At 59.1% G+C, this 16085-nt stretch carries 13 protein-coding genes, 1 tRNA gene and 1 pseudogene; 10 read left to right on the forward strand and 5 right to left on the reverse strand.

The window, feature by feature from the left end:
• Positions 1-162 precede the first annotated feature (162 nt).
• Positions 163-687: pseudogene (locus KGA82_RS24555) on the reverse strand (tyrosine-type recombinase/integrase); the annotation flags it as partial.
• Positions 688-837: 150 nt separating this feature from the next.
• A tRNA-Arg gene (locus KGA82_RS24560) sits at positions 838-914 on the reverse strand.
• Between the two features lie 348 nt (positions 915-1262).
• Here KGA82_RS24560 and gabD point away from each other — a divergent pair.
• The 3 genes from gabD to KGA82_RS24575 all read left to right on the forward strand — a co-directional run bounded on the left by gabD (position 1263) and on the right by KGA82_RS24575 (position 5522).
• Positions 1263-2705 (forward strand): NADP-dependent succinate-semialdehyde dehydrogenase, encoded by a 1443-nt coding sequence (gabD, locus tag KGA82_RS24565; protein WP_008034642.1) that lies wholly within the window; start codon positions 1263-1265, stop codon positions 2703-2705.
• A gap of 197 nt (positions 2706-2902) precedes the next feature.
• The gene (gene gabT / locus KGA82_RS24570; protein WP_008039680.1) at positions 2903-4180 is read left to right on the forward strand and encodes a 4-aminobutyrate--2-oxoglutarate transaminase; all 1278 of its coding nucleotides are present in this window, start codon (positions 2903-2905) and stop codon (positions 4178-4180) included.
• Between the two features lie 127 nt (positions 4181-4307).
• Positions 4308-5522, forward strand: a complete 1215-nt coding sequence (locus KGA82_RS24575; RefSeq protein WP_223452743.1) for a response regulator — start codon at positions 4308-4310, stop codon at positions 5520-5522.
• Positions 5523-5648: 126 nt separating this feature from the next.
• Here the strand turns inward: KGA82_RS24575 and KGA82_RS24580 are convergent, their stop codons facing one another.
• Positions 5649-6638, reverse strand: a complete 990-nt coding sequence (locus KGA82_RS24580) for a GGDEF domain-containing protein (protein WP_008039684.1) — start codon at positions 6636-6638, stop codon at positions 5649-5651.
• 143 nt (positions 6639-6781) lie between these two features.
• Entirely contained in the window at positions 6782-7969 is a 1188-nt protein-coding gene (gene desA, locus KGA82_RS24585) for a delta-9 fatty acid desaturase DesA (RefSeq protein ID WP_223452745.1), read from the reverse strand.
• 147 nt (positions 7970-8116) lie between these two features.
• Between desA and dibA the strand changes: the two genes are divergently transcribed.
• The 6 genes from dibA (at position 8117) to KGA82_RS24615 (ending at position 14383) form a co-directional block, all read left to right on the forward strand.
• Positions 8117-10036, forward strand: coding sequence for a phosphodiesterase DibA (gene dibA / locus KGA82_RS24590; protein ID WP_223452749.1), 1920 nt, complete (start codon positions 8117-8119; stop codon positions 10034-10036).
• Positions 10037-10353: 317 nt separating this feature from the next.
• On the forward strand, positions 10354-10536 hold the full coding sequence (gene oscA / locus KGA82_RS24595) for a sulfur starvation response protein OscA (protein WP_008034086.1): 183 nt from the start codon (positions 10354-10356) through the stop codon (positions 10534-10536).
• A 69-nt stretch (positions 10537-10605) separates the two neighbouring features.
• The gene (locus tag KGA82_RS24600) at positions 10606-11619 is read left to right on the forward strand and encodes a sulfate ABC transporter substrate-binding protein (RefSeq protein ID WP_207285565.1); all 1014 of its coding nucleotides are present in this window, start codon (positions 10606-10608) and stop codon (positions 11617-11619) included.
• 70 nt (positions 11620-11689) lie between these two features.
• Positions 11690-12508 (forward strand): sulfate ABC transporter permease subunit CysT, encoded by an 819-nt coding sequence (gene cysT, locus KGA82_RS24605; RefSeq protein WP_007899634.1) that lies wholly within the window; start codon positions 11690-11692, stop codon positions 12506-12508.
• Positions 12509-12520: 12 nt separating this feature from the next.
• Positions 12521-13390, forward strand: coding sequence for a sulfate ABC transporter permease subunit CysW (gene cysW / locus KGA82_RS24610; RefSeq protein ID WP_008034093.1), 870 nt, complete (start codon positions 12521-12523; stop codon positions 13388-13390).
• A 3-nt stretch (positions 13391-13393) separates the two neighbouring features.
• Positions 13394-14383: a sulfate/molybdate ABC transporter ATP-binding protein gene (locus KGA82_RS24615; protein WP_008034095.1), complete on the forward strand. Its 990-nt coding sequence runs from the start codon at positions 13394-13396 to the stop codon at positions 14381-14383.
• Positions 14384-14491: 108 nt separating this feature from the next.
• Here KGA82_RS24615 and KGA82_RS24620 read toward each other — a convergent pair whose 3' ends face one another.
• On the reverse strand, positions 14492-15010 hold the full coding sequence (locus KGA82_RS24620) for a DUF962 domain-containing protein (RefSeq protein ID WP_223452752.1): 519 nt from the start codon (positions 15008-15010) through the stop codon (positions 14492-14494).
• Positions 15011-15094: 84 nt separating this feature from the next.
• On the opposite strand from KGA82_RS24620, the gene KGA82_RS24625 reads away from it, so the two are divergent.
• Positions 15095-15781 (forward strand): Crp/Fnr family transcriptional regulator, encoded by a 687-nt coding sequence (locus KGA82_RS24625; RefSeq protein WP_223452757.1) that lies wholly within the window; start codon positions 15095-15097, stop codon positions 15779-15781.
• Positions 15782-16085: the final 304 nt, after the last annotated feature.

Here is a 16085-nt window from a genome sequence, read left to right on the forward strand (position 1 = left end):
CCAACGGACGTCAAAACACCATTGAGCGTCTGCGCTTGGACGGAGTTGCCTGTCGAATTTGAATGCACCGGAAGCTTTCGCGAGCCTCCGCTTATCTTCATCACCGTTTTTTCAGCTTATGCTCGATTAGCCCCATTTCTGCCTTGATCGCACTGATGGTGAGTCAATGATCCCTTTTTGCTCCATGCCGCGCAGAAACTCCATCCATTCAAGGGGCAGTATTTCTGTGTAGATGCGTTTGCCGAAAACGGGAAACACGTGAAGCTCCAGGGCGCAAAGGATTTGACGGGACGTGCCGGCTTCCCAGCTTGAGCGCCGAGCCTCAAACCATTCACGCCCTAATGCTTCGAAAGTGTTGTTGGCAGCCACCTGGTCAGCAATCTTACGAGCCTGCTTACTGGCTAAAGGATTTTTACCATTCGATGCATCATCTCGCAGTTGAGCCGCCTTCTGCCTGGCTAGCGAGCCACTGATTTCGGGGTAACCACCTAGGCCCAGCCAGGACCATTTCCCGTCTGGTTTTTTGTAGCGCAACTCCCACGACTTCTGCCCATTTGCCTTGATCCGAAAATACAAGCCATTGCCGTCCTGCTCCCGATACGTCGCACTCTCTGGCCCTAAGCCTGCAAGAGTAGTGTCGGCCAGTGGGCGGCGTTTGATTTCAGTACTGCGTGTATGCCTCCGGATTCAATGAATCTCAAAGCATGCATGTGTGCATACGCGGCGTGAAGTTATAGGGGCAGACAGGGATGGATGGCCAGAAACAAGAAAGCCCGCACGGGGCGGGCTTCTTGGGGTGTTTCGTAGACTGTCTGAGACAGATCTTGACTACTAGTATGGTGCACCAGGCGGGATTCGAACCCACGACCCCTGCCTTCGGAGGGCAGTACTCTATCCAGCTGAGCTACTGGTGCAAGCGGGCGCCATGATACTCATATGCACTGCGGGCGTCCATGCTGCTGAATCGACTGCGCTTTTTCAAAGCGTAACCTGCGTTTGCTACGTTGATCAGAAAAATTGAGCAAATGCGGCGTTTTCGTTCTTTTTTTCGAACAGCCTATTGTCCTTTACCCCCTTTGATCCTAGGATTCGTTTGAGATTTCAAACGCTCTTGTCTGGGTGCTGAACCGCACGAGTTCATTCCGTGCGCTATTTATGTGCTTCAGCCCGGTGAATGATTTCCCTGACGGCAGCCTTTGAGGCGCCTTTCTACAATCATAATTTGCTCCGCGCGTGCCGCGGTGCTGTTAAGGAAAGCCGACATGCAGCTTAAAGACACCCAGTTGTTCCGCCAGCAAGCCTTCATCGATGGCGCTTGGGTTGATGCGGACAATGGTCAGACGATCAAGGTCAACAACCCGGCAACGGGCGAAATTCTGGGCACCGTGCCGAAAATGGGCGCTGCCGAAACCCGCCGTGCGATCGAAGCTGCTGACAAAGCGCTGCCGGCCTGGCGTGCACTGACCGCCAAGGACCGCGCCAACAAGCTGCGTCGCTGGTTCGAGTTGATCATCGAGAACCAGGACGACCTGGCTCGCCTGATGACGCTGGAGCAGGGCAAGCCATTGGCCGAAGCCAAGGGCGAAATCGTTTACGCCGCTTCCTTTATCGAGTGGTTCGCCGAAGAAGCCAAGCGCGTCTACGGTGACGTGATTCCGGGCCACCAGCCAGACAAGCGCCTGATCGTGATCAAGCAGCCAATCGGCGTGACCGCGGCAATTACTCCGTGGAACTTCCCGGCTGCGATGATCACCCGTAAAGCCGGCCCGGCCCTGGCCGCCGGTTGCACCATGGTGCTCAAGCCTGCTTCGCAAACTCCGTTTTCTGCGTTCGCTCTGGCTGAACTGGCTCAGCGTGCCGGCATTCCTGCGGGCGTGTTCAGCGTTGTTTCCGGCAGCGCCGGCGACATCGGCAGCGAGCTGACCAGCAACCCGATCGTTCGCAAACTGTCCTTCACTGGCTCGACCGAAATCGGTCGTCAGTTGATGGCTGAATGCGCCAAGGACATCAAGAAAGTGTCCCTGGAACTGGGCGGTAACGCGCCGTTCATCGTGTTCGACGACGCGGACCTGGATAAGGCCGTCGAAGGCGCGATCATCTCCAAGTACCGCAACAACGGCCAGACCTGCGTCTGCGCCAACCGCCTGTACATTCAGGATTCGGTCTACGATGCGTTCGCTGAAAAACTGAAAGTGGCTGTGGCCAAACTCAAGATCGGCAACGGTCTGGAAGTGGGCACCACCACTGGCCCGCTGATCGACGAAAAAGCCGTGGCCAAGGTGCAAGAGCACATCGCTGACGCCATTTCCAAAGGCGCAACTGTTCTGGCTGGCGGCAAGTCGATGGAAGGCAACTTCTTCGAGCCGACCATCCTGACCAACGTGCCGAACAACGCAGCCGTGGCCAAGGAAGAAACCTTCGGTCCATTGGCGCCGCTGTTCCGCTTCAAAGACGAAGCCGACGTGATCGCGATGTCCAACGACACCGAATTCGGTCTGGCCTCGTACTTCTATGCTCGCGACCTGGGTCGTGTGTTCCGTGTGGCGGAAGCCCTGGAATACGGCATGGTTGGCGTCAACACCGGGTTGATCTCCAACGAAGTCGCGCCGTTCGGCGGCATCAAGGCGTCGGGCCTGGGCCGTGAAGGCTCCAAGTACGGCATCGAAGATTACCTGGAAATCAAATACCTCTGCCTGGGCATCTAAGCTCGAGGGCATAAGCCCGGCAAGGCATTGCTTCAAACGCAAAGGGCACGAGAGCGCTGACCCTTTGCGTGCTTCAACCGGAATTTTCTCTGTGGCCGGGAACGCTGTGGCAGTCGATCATCGCATGCTGCCTCAGTTGCCTCCCCGCCGCATTTTCCTTGAACCACGCCGCCCGATGAGCGGTGAATGAGGACTTTATGAGCAAGACTAACGCTTCCCTGATGAAACGCCGCGAAGCCGCTGTACCACGCGGTGTTGGCCAGATTCACCCGATCTTCGCCGAGTCCGCGAAGAACGCCACCGTGACCGACGTTGAAGGTCGCGAGTTCATCGACTTCGCCGGCGGTATCGCCGTGCTGAACACCGGCCACGTGCACCCGAAAATCATCGCCGCCGTGACCGAGCAGCTGAACAAGCTGACCCACACCTGCTTCCAGGTACTGGCCTACGAGCCGTACGTAGAAGTGTGCGAAAAAATCAACGCCAAGGTGCCAGGTGATTTCGCCAAGAAAACCCTGCTGGTGACCACCGGTTCCGAAGCCGTTGAAAACTCCATCAAGATCGCCCGTGCCGCCACTGGCCGTGCCGGCGTGATCGCGTTCACCGGCGCTTACCACGGTCGCACCATGATGACCCTGGGCCTGACCGGTAAAGTCGTGCCTTACTCGGCCGGCATGGGCCTGATGCCAGGCGGCATCTTCCGCGCGCTGTACCCGAACGAACTGCACGGTGTGAGCATCGACGATTCGATCGCCAGCATCGAACGCATCTTCAAGAACGACGCCGAGCCGCGTGACATCGCTGCCATCATCATCGAGCCGGTTCAGGGCGAAGGCGGTTTCTACGTCGCGCCTAAAGAGTTCATGAAGCGCCTGCGTGCCCTGTGCGACCAGCACGGCATCCTGCTGATCGCTGACGAAGTGCAGACTGGCGCCGGCCGTACCGGCACCTTCTTCGCCATGGAACAGATGGGTGTTGCCGCCGACCTGACTACCTTCGCCAAATCCATCGCTGGCGGTTTCCCGCTGGCCGGTGTGTGCGGCAAGGCCGAATACATGGACGCCATCGCTCCAGGTGGCCTGGGCGGCACCTACGCCGGTAGCCCGATCGCTTGCGCCGCGGCCCTGGCCGTGATGGAAGTGTTCGAAGAAGAGCACCTGCTGGACCGCTGCAAGGCAGTCGGCGAGCGTCTGGTCACTGGCCTCAAGGCCATCCAGGCCAAGTACCCGGTAATCGGCGAAGTCCGTGCCCTGGGCGCGATGATCGCGGTCGAGCTGTTCGTTGATGGCGACAGCCACAAGCCAAACGCTCCAGCGGTCGCTGCCGTCGTGGCCAAGGCTCGTGAAAAAGGCCTGATCCTGCTGTCCTGCGGCACCTACGGCAACGTTCTGCGCGTCCTGGTACCGCTGACCTCGCCGGACGAGCAACTGGACAAAGGCCTGGCGATCATCGAAGAGTGCTTCGCCGAGCTCTGATCACCGAGTGTGACCTGATCGACAAAAAACCCGCTTCGGCGGGTTTTTTCGTGACTGCAGAACCTGCCGCACTTTTTCAAATGGCCCGCATTGACTAAGGTGCAAGCAGTGCAAATGGAGTATGCAGATGACCGCTGTAGTTTTGCCCGCCGTACCGCGTGTGCTGATTGCCGAAGCTGACCCCTGGTCCCGCGACTTGCTCAAGCAGGTGCTGTTGAAAGTGCGCTGTGACGCGCGGCTGGATCTATGTGCCGATGGTCAGCAGGCGTTGGAGCTGCTGGCGGAAAATCCGTATGACCTGGTGATCGTCGACTGGGAATTGCCCGGTGTCGATGGTTTGAATGTCTTGCGCAATGTCCGCCAGCGCAAACGCAATCCGCCGTTGCCTTTTATTCTGATGAGCGCCCGCAACGACAGTGCCAGCGTGCGCGAAGCCTTGCCCCTGGCGCCCACGGCGTACCTGACCAAACCCCTGAACATGGAAAGCCTGACCCACCGTCTGCAGGATCTGCTGCTGAACGCCGGGGAACAGGTGTCGTGTGAGGTGCCGGCGTTGGCGCCGGGCATGAGTTTGTTGGCGTACCTGGAGTGTCGTCGTGAGTTTACCGACGGTGCGCCGCTGATGACCGACGTGGAACTGGCGGTCAAGCGCAGCCTTAATCCCAACGGTCTTGACCTGAAGTTGCTCGAAGATGAAATCCGCGTTGATCCACAGATCACTGCCGTCCTGATCGCCGCCGCCAACAGTGCAGCCCAGCATCACGGCGCTGCGGTACAAACCCTGTCCCAGGCGCTGCATCGGCTGGGCACTGGGCAGAGCATGAATTTGATTTTGGGGTTGGCGCTCAAGCGCAGTGCGCGGCTCAGCGATCCGCTGCTGGCGGATTATGCCGAGCGTTACTGGAACCTCTCGCTGCACACCGCTGAATACGCCCGGACATTGGCGCGCTTGCTGGATCTGGATCAGGAGCGCTGCTACTGCGCCGGCATGCTGCATCGCTTGGGTGACCTTGCGTTGCTGCGGTGTTTGCAGGAATGGAAGCAGTCCGGTGGAGAGCTGGATGAATGGGAGGAAGTCGGTGATGCACTGGCCGAGTTCGGTGCGGCCTATGGTTCGGCGCTGCGTACGCGCTGGCGCCTGCCTCTGGAGCTGCGAGAGCTGATTGCAGCGGTCTACCAGCTCGGTGGCGGGGTTTACTCGCGCGAAGCGCTGGTAATGAACATGGCGGCGCAGTTGGCGCGATTGAATGAGCATGAGGGCATTGAGGAACTGGCCAAGAGCCGGACGGCGCGGTTGCTCAAGATTGGCTTGCCGGAATTGATGCGTTTGCGCAAAAAATAAGTCCGACGCAAAACCCTTGTAGGAGCCGGCTTGCCGGCGATGGCGATATCACAGCCAACATCAATGTTGAATGTTATGGCCCCATCGCCGGCAAGCCGGCTCCTACAGGGATCTGTGTTGGGGTTGTCAGCCGGAGATGATCCGGTTCTTGCCCTGGCGCTTCGCTTCATACATCGCCGCGTCCGCGCGGGCGAACAGGCTATCCAGGTTTAAATCTTCGGCCGTCAGGCTGGTCAATCCCTGGCTGACAGTGATGCCGAACGTCTGGTCGTCATGGCTGAAGCTCAACCGCTGAATCTCCCGTTGCAGGCGCTCGGCCACTTGCATGGCCATGTCCGGTGCGCAACCGGGGAACACCGCCGCAAACTCCTCACCACCAATGCGTCCGAACACATCGCCGCGCCGTAAAGCCGCTTGCCCGCACTCGGCGATCCGTTGCAGCACGTTGTCGCCTTCCGGATGGCCGTAGGTGTCGTTGATCAATTTGAAGTCATCGATGTCCAGCAACAGAAACGCCAACGGCGTGCCTTTTTTTCTTGCCTGTTCGAATTCAAGGTGGGCGCAGTCGAAGAAGTGCCGGCGGTTGCTGCTCTGGGTCAGGACGTCGGTGGTAGCCAGGCGATGCAACTCGCTTTCCATCTGCTTCTTGTCGGTGATGTCTTCGGCAATGCCGACGATGATCACCGGTTGACCCGGTTCGGCTTGCCGGTTGATGAAGCACTTGTCGCTGAGCCAGCGCACCTGGCCGTCGGCGGTAATGATGCGGTACTCACGGTCTTCGACGGCGCCTTTGACCAGCACTTCGGCGAGGCTGCGCTCGGCGTACTCCAGATCGTCGGGGTAAATGCTGTCGCGCCACTGGTTGGCGTCGGCCAGCAACAGGCCGGCGGGCCGACCGAAAATCCGTTCATAGGCAGGGCTCACGTAGAGCACCTGGCGGGTTTCCCAGTTGAACGCCCAAAGTACCGCGTTAACGCTCACCAGCAGCGAGCTGAACAGCTGTTCGCGTTCGCTCAGGCGCGCGACTTCGCCTTGGGCATGCATCAGCGCCATCAGGGTTTGCGCGGCTTCCGGCCACTGGGGTAGGGATGAGTCTTGCAGGTTCTTATTGACCATCGACACAAATCTCAAGGACGTGCCGCGTGTTCGACAGCGGCCACAACAAAGCCCGCCGTAGTGGCGAAGTGTCTTTGAGATAGGGGATTTGGAGCTAAGTTCCGAAGGGTGCGCCCTCGAACGGGGCGCACCGATCAACGGTGTCAGGCGGTAGCTGCAGGGCGCAGGGAATAGGTCTTCAATTGGTCGGCGAAGTCGCGCAGGGACTGAATTCCGCTGGCTTCGGCTTCGTGTACCCAATCCTTGATGGCCGCCAGCATGTCGTGACCATTTGAGCTGGTCTTGACCCAGATCTGCTGCAAGGCCAGTCGTTTCTCGTAAATTACCTTCAGCGCCTGACTGTGCTCGAGCATGGTCTGGATGCGCAGGTGGTGTTTGTCATCGAGCAGGCTGGTTTCCCGCGAGAGCAGGCGTTTGGCCCTGTGGAATTGGTGACGGACCGAGTGATCGACCTTTTCCAGCTCTTGTTTGACCAGCGGCGCGATCACCAATTTGCGGTACTGGGCCATGATCTGGAAGCGGTTGTTGAGGATGGCCATGGCGGTGTCCATGTCCAGGTTGCCTTTGCCTTCGACCCGGTGGGCAATCGGCGCAACTCGTTGAACCTTGGCCAGGCGCAGGAAACTGAAGACCTGGATCCAGGCCCAGCCGAGGTCGAATTCCCACTTCTTCACCGACAGTTTTGCCGAATTAGGATAGGTGTGATGGTTGTTATGCAGTTCTTCACCGCCGATCAGGATGCCCCAGGGCACCAGATTGGTCGCCGCATCGCGGCATTCGAAGTTGCGGTAGCCGACGGCATGGCCCAGGCCATTGACCACACCGGCGGCCCAGACCGGGATCCACATCATCTGGATAGCCCAGATGGTGATGCCGATGGTGCCGAACAGCAGCAGGTCGATGACGGCCATGATCGCCACGCCCAACAGCGGGTAACGGCTGTAGAGGTTGCGTTCGATCCAGTCTTCGGGGCAATTCTTGCCGTAGATGCGCAGGGTCTCGGGGTTTTCCGCTTCGGCTCGGTACAGCTCGGCACCTTTGCGCAGAACGGTGGACAAGCCCTTGATGACCGGACTGTGCGGGTCATCGACGGTTTCGCATTTGGCGTGATGCTTGCGGTGGATGGCGGTCCACTCGCGGGTGTTCTGCGCCGTGGTCAGCCACAGCCAGAAGCGGAAGAAATGTTTCAGGCCGGCATTGAGCTCAAGCGAGCGATGGGCTGAATAACGATGCAGATAGACCGTCACGCCGATAATCGTGATGTGGGTCATCAGCAGGGTGACTGCCACCAGTGACCAGGGCGACAAGCCGAGAAAACCTTCGTACCACATAGGCTATAGCGCCCTCGATAAAGAAAAAAACAGCCGTTGCATTATCACTAAGCCCACAGATAAAACCAGTCGCCCTTTCAGATAAGAGTGGCTTGATGTTTCATTAACCTATAATTCCAACCCTTTTGTAGGGACATGGACGGCCGAATGTCTGCCACCTATCGCGATGCCATGCGTGCATCGCTGCTTTACCTGCTGCTTTCCGTCGTCTGGCTGGAGCTCAGTGGTTATTTATTGAACAGTTTCTTCGATAGCTCCGATGAGTTACTGCGATGGCAACTGATCAACGGTTACGTCTGGGTGGTGCTCAGCGCCGGGCTGATCTTCCTCGCCCGGGCGCGATTGTTCCGTTGCCTGGGGATCGGCGCCAAATTGCGTGAGCGCAATGAAGACCGGGAGCGCTTGCGTCAGGCCGCCGCCGTGTTCGATTGCACCCGCGAAGGCGTGCTGGTCACCGACCGTAATGGGGTCATCGTCCATGTGAACCGCGCCTTCATGGAAATCACCGGCTACCAGTGCGAAGAAGTGTTGGGCCAGCAACCCAGCCTGTTCAAGTCCGGCCACCACCCGGCGAGTTTCTACCAGACGATGTTCGCCACGCTCAACCGTTGCGGCGAGTGGAGCGGCGAGATCTGGAACCGTCGCAAAAACGGCGGGATCTACCCGCAATGGCAGACGATCCGCCTGATTCATGACGACCACGGCAAGCTCAGCCACTACGTCGCGGTGTTTTCCGACATCAGCGCGATCAAGGATTCCGAGCACGAACTCAAGTACCTGGCGCATCACGATCCACTGACCGATCTGCCCAACCGCCTGCTGTTCACCGACCGTGCCGAGCAGGCATTGGCGTCGGCGCAAATCCAAAAGCGCGGCTGTGCGTTGCTGATGATCGATCTGGATCATTTCAAGATGATCAACGACAGCCTCGGGCACACGGTCGGTGACCAATTGCTCAAGGCCGTGGCCGAACGCTTGAAGGCCATGTTCGGCCCGGGCATCACGCTGGCGCGGCTGGGCGGCGATGAGTTCGCCGTATTGGCTGAAAGTTGTCCACAGCTGGTGCATGCCGCAGCACTGGCCCAGCGGATCGTCGACGGTCTCAAGGAGCCGTTTCACATTGACGGTCATCGGCTGTTTATCAACGCCAGCATCGGCATCAGCCTGTTCCCCGGCGATGCCTTGAGCGCTGAACAGCTGCTGCGCAACGCCGACTCGGCCTTGTTCAAGGCCAAAAGCGCTGGTCGCGACGGTTACGCGCTCTACACCGAAGAATTGACCGCCCATGCGCAACAGCGGGTCGAGACGGCATCCGAATTGCGCCGTGCGCTGGAACAGCAGGAATTGCGCGTGTATTACCAGCCGGTTCACGACCTCAAGACTCGTCGCCTGGTCGGTGTCGAGGCGCTGGTGCGCTGGGAGCACCCGCAGCGGGGGTTGGTGTCGCCGGCGGAATTCATCCCCATCGCCGAGCGCACCGGATTGATCGCCGAGATCGACGCCTGGGTCATGCAGCAGGCTTGCCGGCAGATGTGCCACTGGCAGCAGGCCGGGGTGGAGTTGTCGTTTGTCGCGGTGAATGTTTCATCGCGCTTGTTCGCGCGCCGTGAGCTGTATCAGCAGGTGGCGCAGGTGCTGCGCGACACCGGGCTGGATCCCGCGTATCTGGAGCTGGAAGTCACCGAGAGTGCGGTGATGGATGACCCGGAAGTGGCTCTGGAGCAGATGCATCGTTTGCGCGAGCTTGGCGTGCGGCTGGCCATCGATGATTTCGGCACCGGCTATTCGTCACTGTTGCGACTCAAGCGTTTGCCGGTGCAGAAACTCAAGATCGATCAGGGCTTCGTCGCCGGATTGCCCTGGGATGATGACGACGCGGCCATCGTGCGCGTGATCATCGCTTTGGCGCAAAGCATGGGCATGCAGGTGCATGCCGAAGGGATCGAGCAGGTCGAGCAGGCGGGTTTCCTGCTGGAGCAGGGTTGCGATCTTGGCCAGGGCTACTGGTTCGGCCGACCGGTGCCGGCGGGGCAACTGGACTGGATGCACGCCCCCGAGATCCATTGACCACACAAAACTTCCGCCACACGCAGACCTCTGTAGGAGCATGGCTTGCCAGCGAAGGCGGTCTCGATATTTAGGTGAGTTTCAAGGGCCTCTTCGCTGGCAAGCCATGCTCCTACAAGGATCGTGTAGGGGCTGATTTTTGGATCCTTGATCCGTCGCGCAGACGTAAACCCTCGTCCCGGCAAATAATTTCTTTTGGTTATATAAACATTCTTAAATAGTCTTTTTAAGAATATCCGCACCTATCTACTATTGGCCTCACGCCGCAAGCAGTGCCGCCCACTGCCAGGCAACCTCTCAGTTGAAGGAGCAGCACCATGAGCGCATCCCTACGTAGCGTTGACGGTCAAGACGAAGCCACCATCTTGCGTGAGATCCAGAGCGCCCTGCGCGATCTGCGATTTGGCGCCGTGGAAATTACCGTACACAACGCTCAAGTGGTCCAGATCGAGCGTAAAGAGAAATTCCGTTTGCAGAACCCGAGCACCAAGTCGAGCTAAGCAACCGGCAACCGATTCCAGCACTTCATAAAAAAAGCCAACACACCAAGAATTCCAGGAGCTTTCACCATGTCGTCGATTCGTCATTTTGCTTTGGCCGCACTGGCCAGTGCCCTTTTTGCTGGTTCTGCGGTTGCCAAGGATTATGAGCTGCTCAACGTGTCGTACGACCCGACTCGTGAGCTGTATCAGGATTACAACGCCGAGTTCGTCAAGTACTGGCAGAAAGACCATGCTGGCGACACCGTGAAAATCCAGCAGTCCCACGGTGGCTCGGGCAAGCAGGGTCGTGCGGTGATCGACGGTCTGCGTGCCGACGTAGTGACCCTGGCCCTGGCCGGTGACATCGACGAAATCGCCAAACTCGGCAAGACCCTGCCGGCGGACTGGCAGACGCGTCTGCCGGAAGCGAGCACGCCGTACACTTCGACCATCGTGTTCCTGGTGCGTAAAGGCAACCCTAAAGGCATCAAGGACTGGGGCGACCTGATCAAGAACGACGTGTCGGTCATCACTCCGAACCCGAAAACCTCCGGCGGCGCACGCTGGAACTTCCTCGCGGCCTGGGCCTATGGCCTGAAAGCCAACGGTGGCAACGAAGCCAAGGCCAAGGAATACGTACAAACCCTGTTCAAGCACGTACCTGTGCTGGACACCGGTGCTCGCGGTTCGACCATCACTTTCGTCAACAACGGTCAGGGCGACGTGTTGTTGGCTTGGGAAAACGAAGCCTTCCTGGCGCTGAAAGAAGACGGCGGCGCCGACAAGTTCGAGATCGTCGTGCCTTCGCTGTCGATCCTGGCCGAGCCTCCAGTGGCGGTCGTCGACAAAAACGCCGAGAAGAAAGGCAACGAGCAGATCGCCGAAGCGTACCTCAAGCACCTGTACAGCCCGGCCGGTCAGGAAATTGCCGCGAAAAACTTCTATCGTCCACGTGACAAGGAAGTCTCCGCCAAGTACGCCCAGCAGTTCCCGAAACTGGAGCTGGTAACCATCGACAAAGACTTCGGCGGCTGGAAAACCGCGCAACCGAAATTCTTTAATGACGGTGGCGTGTTCGACCAGATTTACTCGGCGCAGTAATCTGCAATAAGCCATAAACGAGCCCCGGATATACGTTCGGGGCTTTGTGCGTTCTCAACCAAGGACTTTTATGTCGCGTCGTATCTCCCCCGTCATACCCGGCTTCGGGCTGACGCTGGGCTACACCTTGGTGTACCTCAGCCTGATTGTGCTCATACCACTGGCGGCGATGTTCGTGCATGCCGCTCAACTCACCTGGGATCAGTTCTGGGCGATCATCTCGGCGCCCCGCGTGCTGGCGGCGTTGAAGCTGAGTTTCGGCACCGCGCTGTACGCCGCGATCATCAACGGCATCATCGGCACGCTGCTGGCCTGGGTGTTGGTGCGCTATACCTTCCCGGGTCGCAAGGTCATCGATGCGATGATCGATCTGCCCTTCGCATTGCCTACTGCCGTGGCCGGTATCGCGCTGACTGCGCTGTACGCGCCGAATGGGTGGGTGGGTCAGTTTGCTGCGGACCTGGGTTTCAAGATCGCGTATACCCCCCTCGGCATCACGCTGGCGCTGACTTTTGTAACGCTTCCATTCGTAGTACGTACGGTACAGCCAGTATTGGCCGATATCCCGCGTGAAGTGGAAGAAGCGGCGGCTTGCCTCGGTGCAAAACCACTGCAGGTTTTCCGCCATATCCTGGTGCCCGCGCTGCTGCCTGCCTGGTTGACCGGTTTCGCGTTGGCCTTTGCCCGCGGGGTCGGCGAGTATGGTTCGGTGATTTTCATCGCCGGCAACATGCCGATGAAAACAGAAATTCTGCCGCTGCTGATCATGGTCAAGCTCGACCAGTACGATTACACCGGCGCCACCTCCATTGGTGTACTGATGCTGGTGGTTTCCTTCGTCCTGTTGCTGCTGATCAACTTGCTGCAACGCCGTATTGAAACCCCATAAGGAGGCGCAGAAATGTCCCAATCATCTATTGCTGCTGCTTCCTCGAACGCTGCCCGCCGTGGCAGTGCCACGTCACGGCGAATCCTGATCGGCCTCGGCTGGCTGGTGTTTGCCCTTTTCCTGTTGCTGCCGCTCGTGATCGTGGTGTCCCAGGGTTTGAAGAATGGTCTGGGTTCGTTCTTCACCGCGATCCTTGAACCCGACGCGCTGTCGGCGCTGAAACTCACGGTCATCGCCGTGTTGATTTCGGTCCCGCTGAACCTCGTGTTCGGCGTCAGCGCCGCGTGGTGCGTGAGCAAATACTCGTTCCGCGGTAAAAGCATTCTGGTGACCCTGATCGACCTGCCGTTCTCGGTATCGCCGGTTATCGCCGGTCTGGTCTACGTGCTGATGTTCGGCGCGCAGGGGCTGTTCGGCCCGTGGTTGCAGGATCACGATATCCAGATCGTCTTTGCCTTGCCGGGCATCGTGCTGGCGACGATTTTCGTCACCGTGCCGTTCGTGGCGCGTGAACTGATCCCGCTGATGCAGGAACAAGGCACGCAGGAAGAAGAAGCCGCGCGCCTGCTGGGCGCCAATGGCTGGCAGATGTTCTGGCACGTCACCGTGCCCAATATCAAATGGGGCCTGATCTACGGCGTGGTGCTGTGTACCGCGCGGGCGATGGGTGAATTCGGGGCGGTGTCGGTGGTTTCCGGGCACATTCGCGGGGTGACCAACACCTTGCCGCTGCACGTCGAGATCCTCTACAACGAATACAACCACGTGGCCGCGTTCGCTGTGGCGAGCCTGTTGCTGATCCTGGCGCTCTTCATCCTGCTGCTCAAGCAGTGGAGCGAAAACCGTATTAACCGCCTGCGCGCCAGCGCCGCGGAGGAATAATTCATGTCGATCGAAGTGCGTAACGTCAGCAAGAATTTCAATGCGTTCAAGGCCCTCAATGACATCAGCCTGGACATTCAAAGCGGCGAACTCGTGGCGCTGCTCGGCCCGTCGGGTTGCGGCAAGACCACGCTGCTGCGGATCATCGCCGGTCTGGAAACCCCGGATCAGGGCAACATCGTGTTCCACGGTGAAGACGTTTCCGGCCACGACGTGCGTGATCGCAACGTCGGGTTCGTGTTCCAGCACTATGCGTTGTTCCGCCACATGACGGTGTTCGACAACGTCGCGTTCGGCCTGCGCATGAAACCGAAAAACCAGCGCCCGACTGAAAGCCAGATCGCGGTGAAGGTCCACGAATTGCTGAACATGGTGCAACTGGACTGGTTGTCGGATCGCTACCCGGAACAACTCTCCGGCGGCCAGCGTCAACGTATCGCGCTGGCTCGTGCCTTGGCGGTTGAGCCGAAAGTGCTGCTGCTCGACGAACCGTTCGGGGCCCTCGACGCCAAGGTCCGCAAGGAGCTGCGTCGCTGGCTGGCACGGCTGCACGAAGACATCAACCTGACTTCCGTGTTCGTGACCCACGACCAGGAAGAGGCGATGGAAGTGGCCGACCGTATCGTGGTGATGAACAAAGGGGTGATCGAGCAGATCGGCTCACCGGGCGACGTCTACGAAAACCCGGCCAGCGATTTCGTTTATCACTTCCTCGGCGATTCGAACCGTCTGCATCTGGGCGAAGACAAACACGTGCTGTTCCGTCCGCATGAAGTGTCGCTGTCGCGGCATGAGCTGGAGGATCATCACGCGGCCGAAGTGCGCGATATCCGTCCATTGGGCGCGACGACCCGGGTGACGTTGAAGGTCGAAGGGCAGAGTGATTTGATCGAAGCGGAAGTGGTGAAGGATCACGACAGCCTGATCGGGTTGGCGAAGGGCGAAACCTTGTTCTTCAAGCCAAAGGTCTGGCAGAAAGTCGCCAACATCTAAAGCAAAAAACATCGCGGGCAAGCCCGCTCCCACAGTGGTTGGGGTTGTACACAAATTATGTGATCGACCCAGAACCCTGTAGGAGCGAGGCTTGCCCGCGAAGGCGCCCTACGCAGCAGCGCGCTTCGGATTGACCCGAACACCCCCAACCCGCGCCTCGATCTGCTCTTTCAAATCCCGTCGCATCCCCAGCAAAAACGCCAACTCAACCACCACAAACAACGGCCCGACAATCAACCCCGTCACATCATCGACAAACGCCGGTTTGCGTCCTTCGTAATGATGCCCGACAAACTGAATCGCCCAGCCGATCACAAACATCCCGACGCCGCTCGCCAGCCACACCAGCGTGCTTTGCTGTGCCAGCACATGACCCGCCCAAACGCACAGACCGAGCAGCACCGTCATCAGCACGCCTAAACGCAGTTCCAGGCGCAGGTAGAACCACGCCGATGCCAGCGAGACCAGCACCGCCGGCGAAAGCCAGCCTGCGACCCATTGCGGCCGCGACAGCAGCACCGCGACAGCGACCACGATCAGCGGAATACCGATAAAGTGGCTGGCAATATTGCGCGGATCACGGTGGTAGGCGGCGTATTGACTGAGATGGTCAACGAGGCTTTTCATTGTTATTCCTCCTGTAGGGTGATTGATCATGCCCCGGGTTCACCGCTCGCTCTGTCAGCCAGGCGACAATCTCCAGGAGTTTTCATGGACATGCAGGTTTGGCGTTCGCGCCTGGAAACGGGGCAGTGGTTCAGTCATCTACCTGTTCCTTTACAGAATAGTCTGTTGGCCAGCGCCAAGGTGCGGCGCCTGGCGTCGGGGCAGCGGCTGTTCAAGCGCGGCGATCCGCCGTGCGGTTTGTACGCGGTGCTCGAAGGTTCCGTTCGAATCGGCGCTGTCAGCGAACAGGGCAAGGAAGCGTTGTTGAGTCTGGTGGAGTCACCGCACTGGTTTGGCGAAATCTGCCTGTTCGACGGCCAGCCGCGCACCCACGATGCGTTCGGCGTCGGCCAGTGCATCCTGTTGCACATCCCGCAAGCCGCGTTGCTGACCTTGCTGGATGAGCAACCGGTGTACTGGCGGCAACTGGCGTTGCTGATGAGCCAGAAACTGCGCCTGACCTTCATCAACCTCGAACAGTTGAGCCTGATGCCGGCGCCTGCACGGTTGGCGCATCGCTTGCTGATGATCGCCGACGGTTACGGCGAAATCGCCCCGCCGCGGCGTGTGCTGCAATTGCCGCAGGAACAGCTGGCTTCAATGCTGTCGCTGTCACGCCAGACCACCAATCAGCTGCTCAAGGAATTGCAGGGGCAGGGGATTTTGAATTTGAAGTACGGTGAGATTGAGATTCTGGATGCTGAGCGGTTGCGGGCGTTGGCGATTTTTTAAAGCTGGCCGGCGATTGGGGGGATATCCGTTAGTTTTGTTATGGCGGCTGGTGGTTTCGCCCTTACGGCGAGTCACTTTGGAAAAGCCCCAAAGTAACCAAAAGGCTCTTGCCCCTTTCGTTCGGTGGCTCGCTAATGCTCGGCATGCCCTCGCTCCGGTCCTGCTCCGTGGGCCCGCCGCGATCGGCCATCCTTGGCCGTGCGCGGCTAACCCGGCATCCATGCCGGGTTGCCCACTGCGCAGAACCTCCACTCAGCCTCTCGAGGGGGCGACCACCGCCACAGCCGCCGAGGCGGCCTGAAAG

Origin of the sequence: Pseudomonas sp. BF-RE-22 (assembly GCF_019956155.1) — a bacterium.
Lineage (GTDB): Bacteria > Pseudomonadota > Gammaproteobacteria > Pseudomonadales > Pseudomonadaceae > Aquipseudomonas > Aquipseudomonas migulae.

Bases quoted from the DNA above. Each gene is read 5' to 3' on its own strand.
- KGA82_RS24575 (WP_223452743.1), top strand. From the start codon at position 4,308: ATGACCGCTGTAGTTTTGCCCGCCGTACCGCGTGTGCTGATTGCCGAA.
- KGA82_RS24615 (WP_008034095.1), top strand. From the start codon at position 13,394: ATGTCGATCGAAGTGCGTAACGTCAGCAAGAATTTCAATGCGTTCAAG.
- desA (WP_223452745.1), bottom strand. From the start codon at position 7,969: ATGTGGTACGAAGGTTTTCTCGGCTTGTCGCCCTGGTCACTGGTGGCA.
- oscA (WP_008034086.1), top strand. From the start codon at position 10,354: ATGAGCGCATCCCTACGTAGCGTTGACGGTCAAGACGAAGCCACCATC.
- cysW (WP_008034093.1), top strand. From the start codon at position 12,521: ATGTCCCAATCATCTATTGCTGCTGCTTCCTCGAACGCTGCCCGCCGT.
- KGA82_RS24625 (WP_223452757.1), top strand. From the start codon at position 15,095: ATGGACATGCAGGTTTGGCGTTCGCGCCTGGAAACGGGGCAGTGGTTC.
- gabT (WP_008039680.1), top strand. From the start codon at position 2,903: ATGAGCAAGACTAACGCTTCCCTGATGAAACGCCGCGAAGCCGCTGTA.
- cysT (WP_007899634.1), top strand. From the start codon at position 11,690: ATGTCGCGTCGTATCTCCCCCGTCATACCCGGCTTCGGGCTGACGCTG.
- KGA82_RS24600 (WP_207285565.1), top strand. From the start codon at position 10,606: ATGTCGTCGATTCGTCATTTTGCTTTGGCCGCACTGGCCAGTGCCCTT.
- KGA82_RS24620 (WP_223452752.1), bottom strand. From the start codon at position 15,010: ATGAAAAGCCTCGTTGACCATCTCAGTCAATACGCCGCCTACCACCGT.
- KGA82_RS24580 (WP_008039684.1), bottom strand. From the start codon at position 6,638: ATGGTCAATAAGAACCTGCAAGACTCATCCCTACCCCAGTGGCCGGAA.
- gabD (WP_008034642.1), top strand. From the start codon at position 1,263: ATGCAGCTTAAAGACACCCAGTTGTTCCGCCAGCAAGCCTTCATCGAT.
- dibA (WP_223452749.1), top strand. From the start codon at position 8,117: ATGTCTGCCACCTATCGCGATGCCATGCGTGCATCGCTGCTTTACCTG.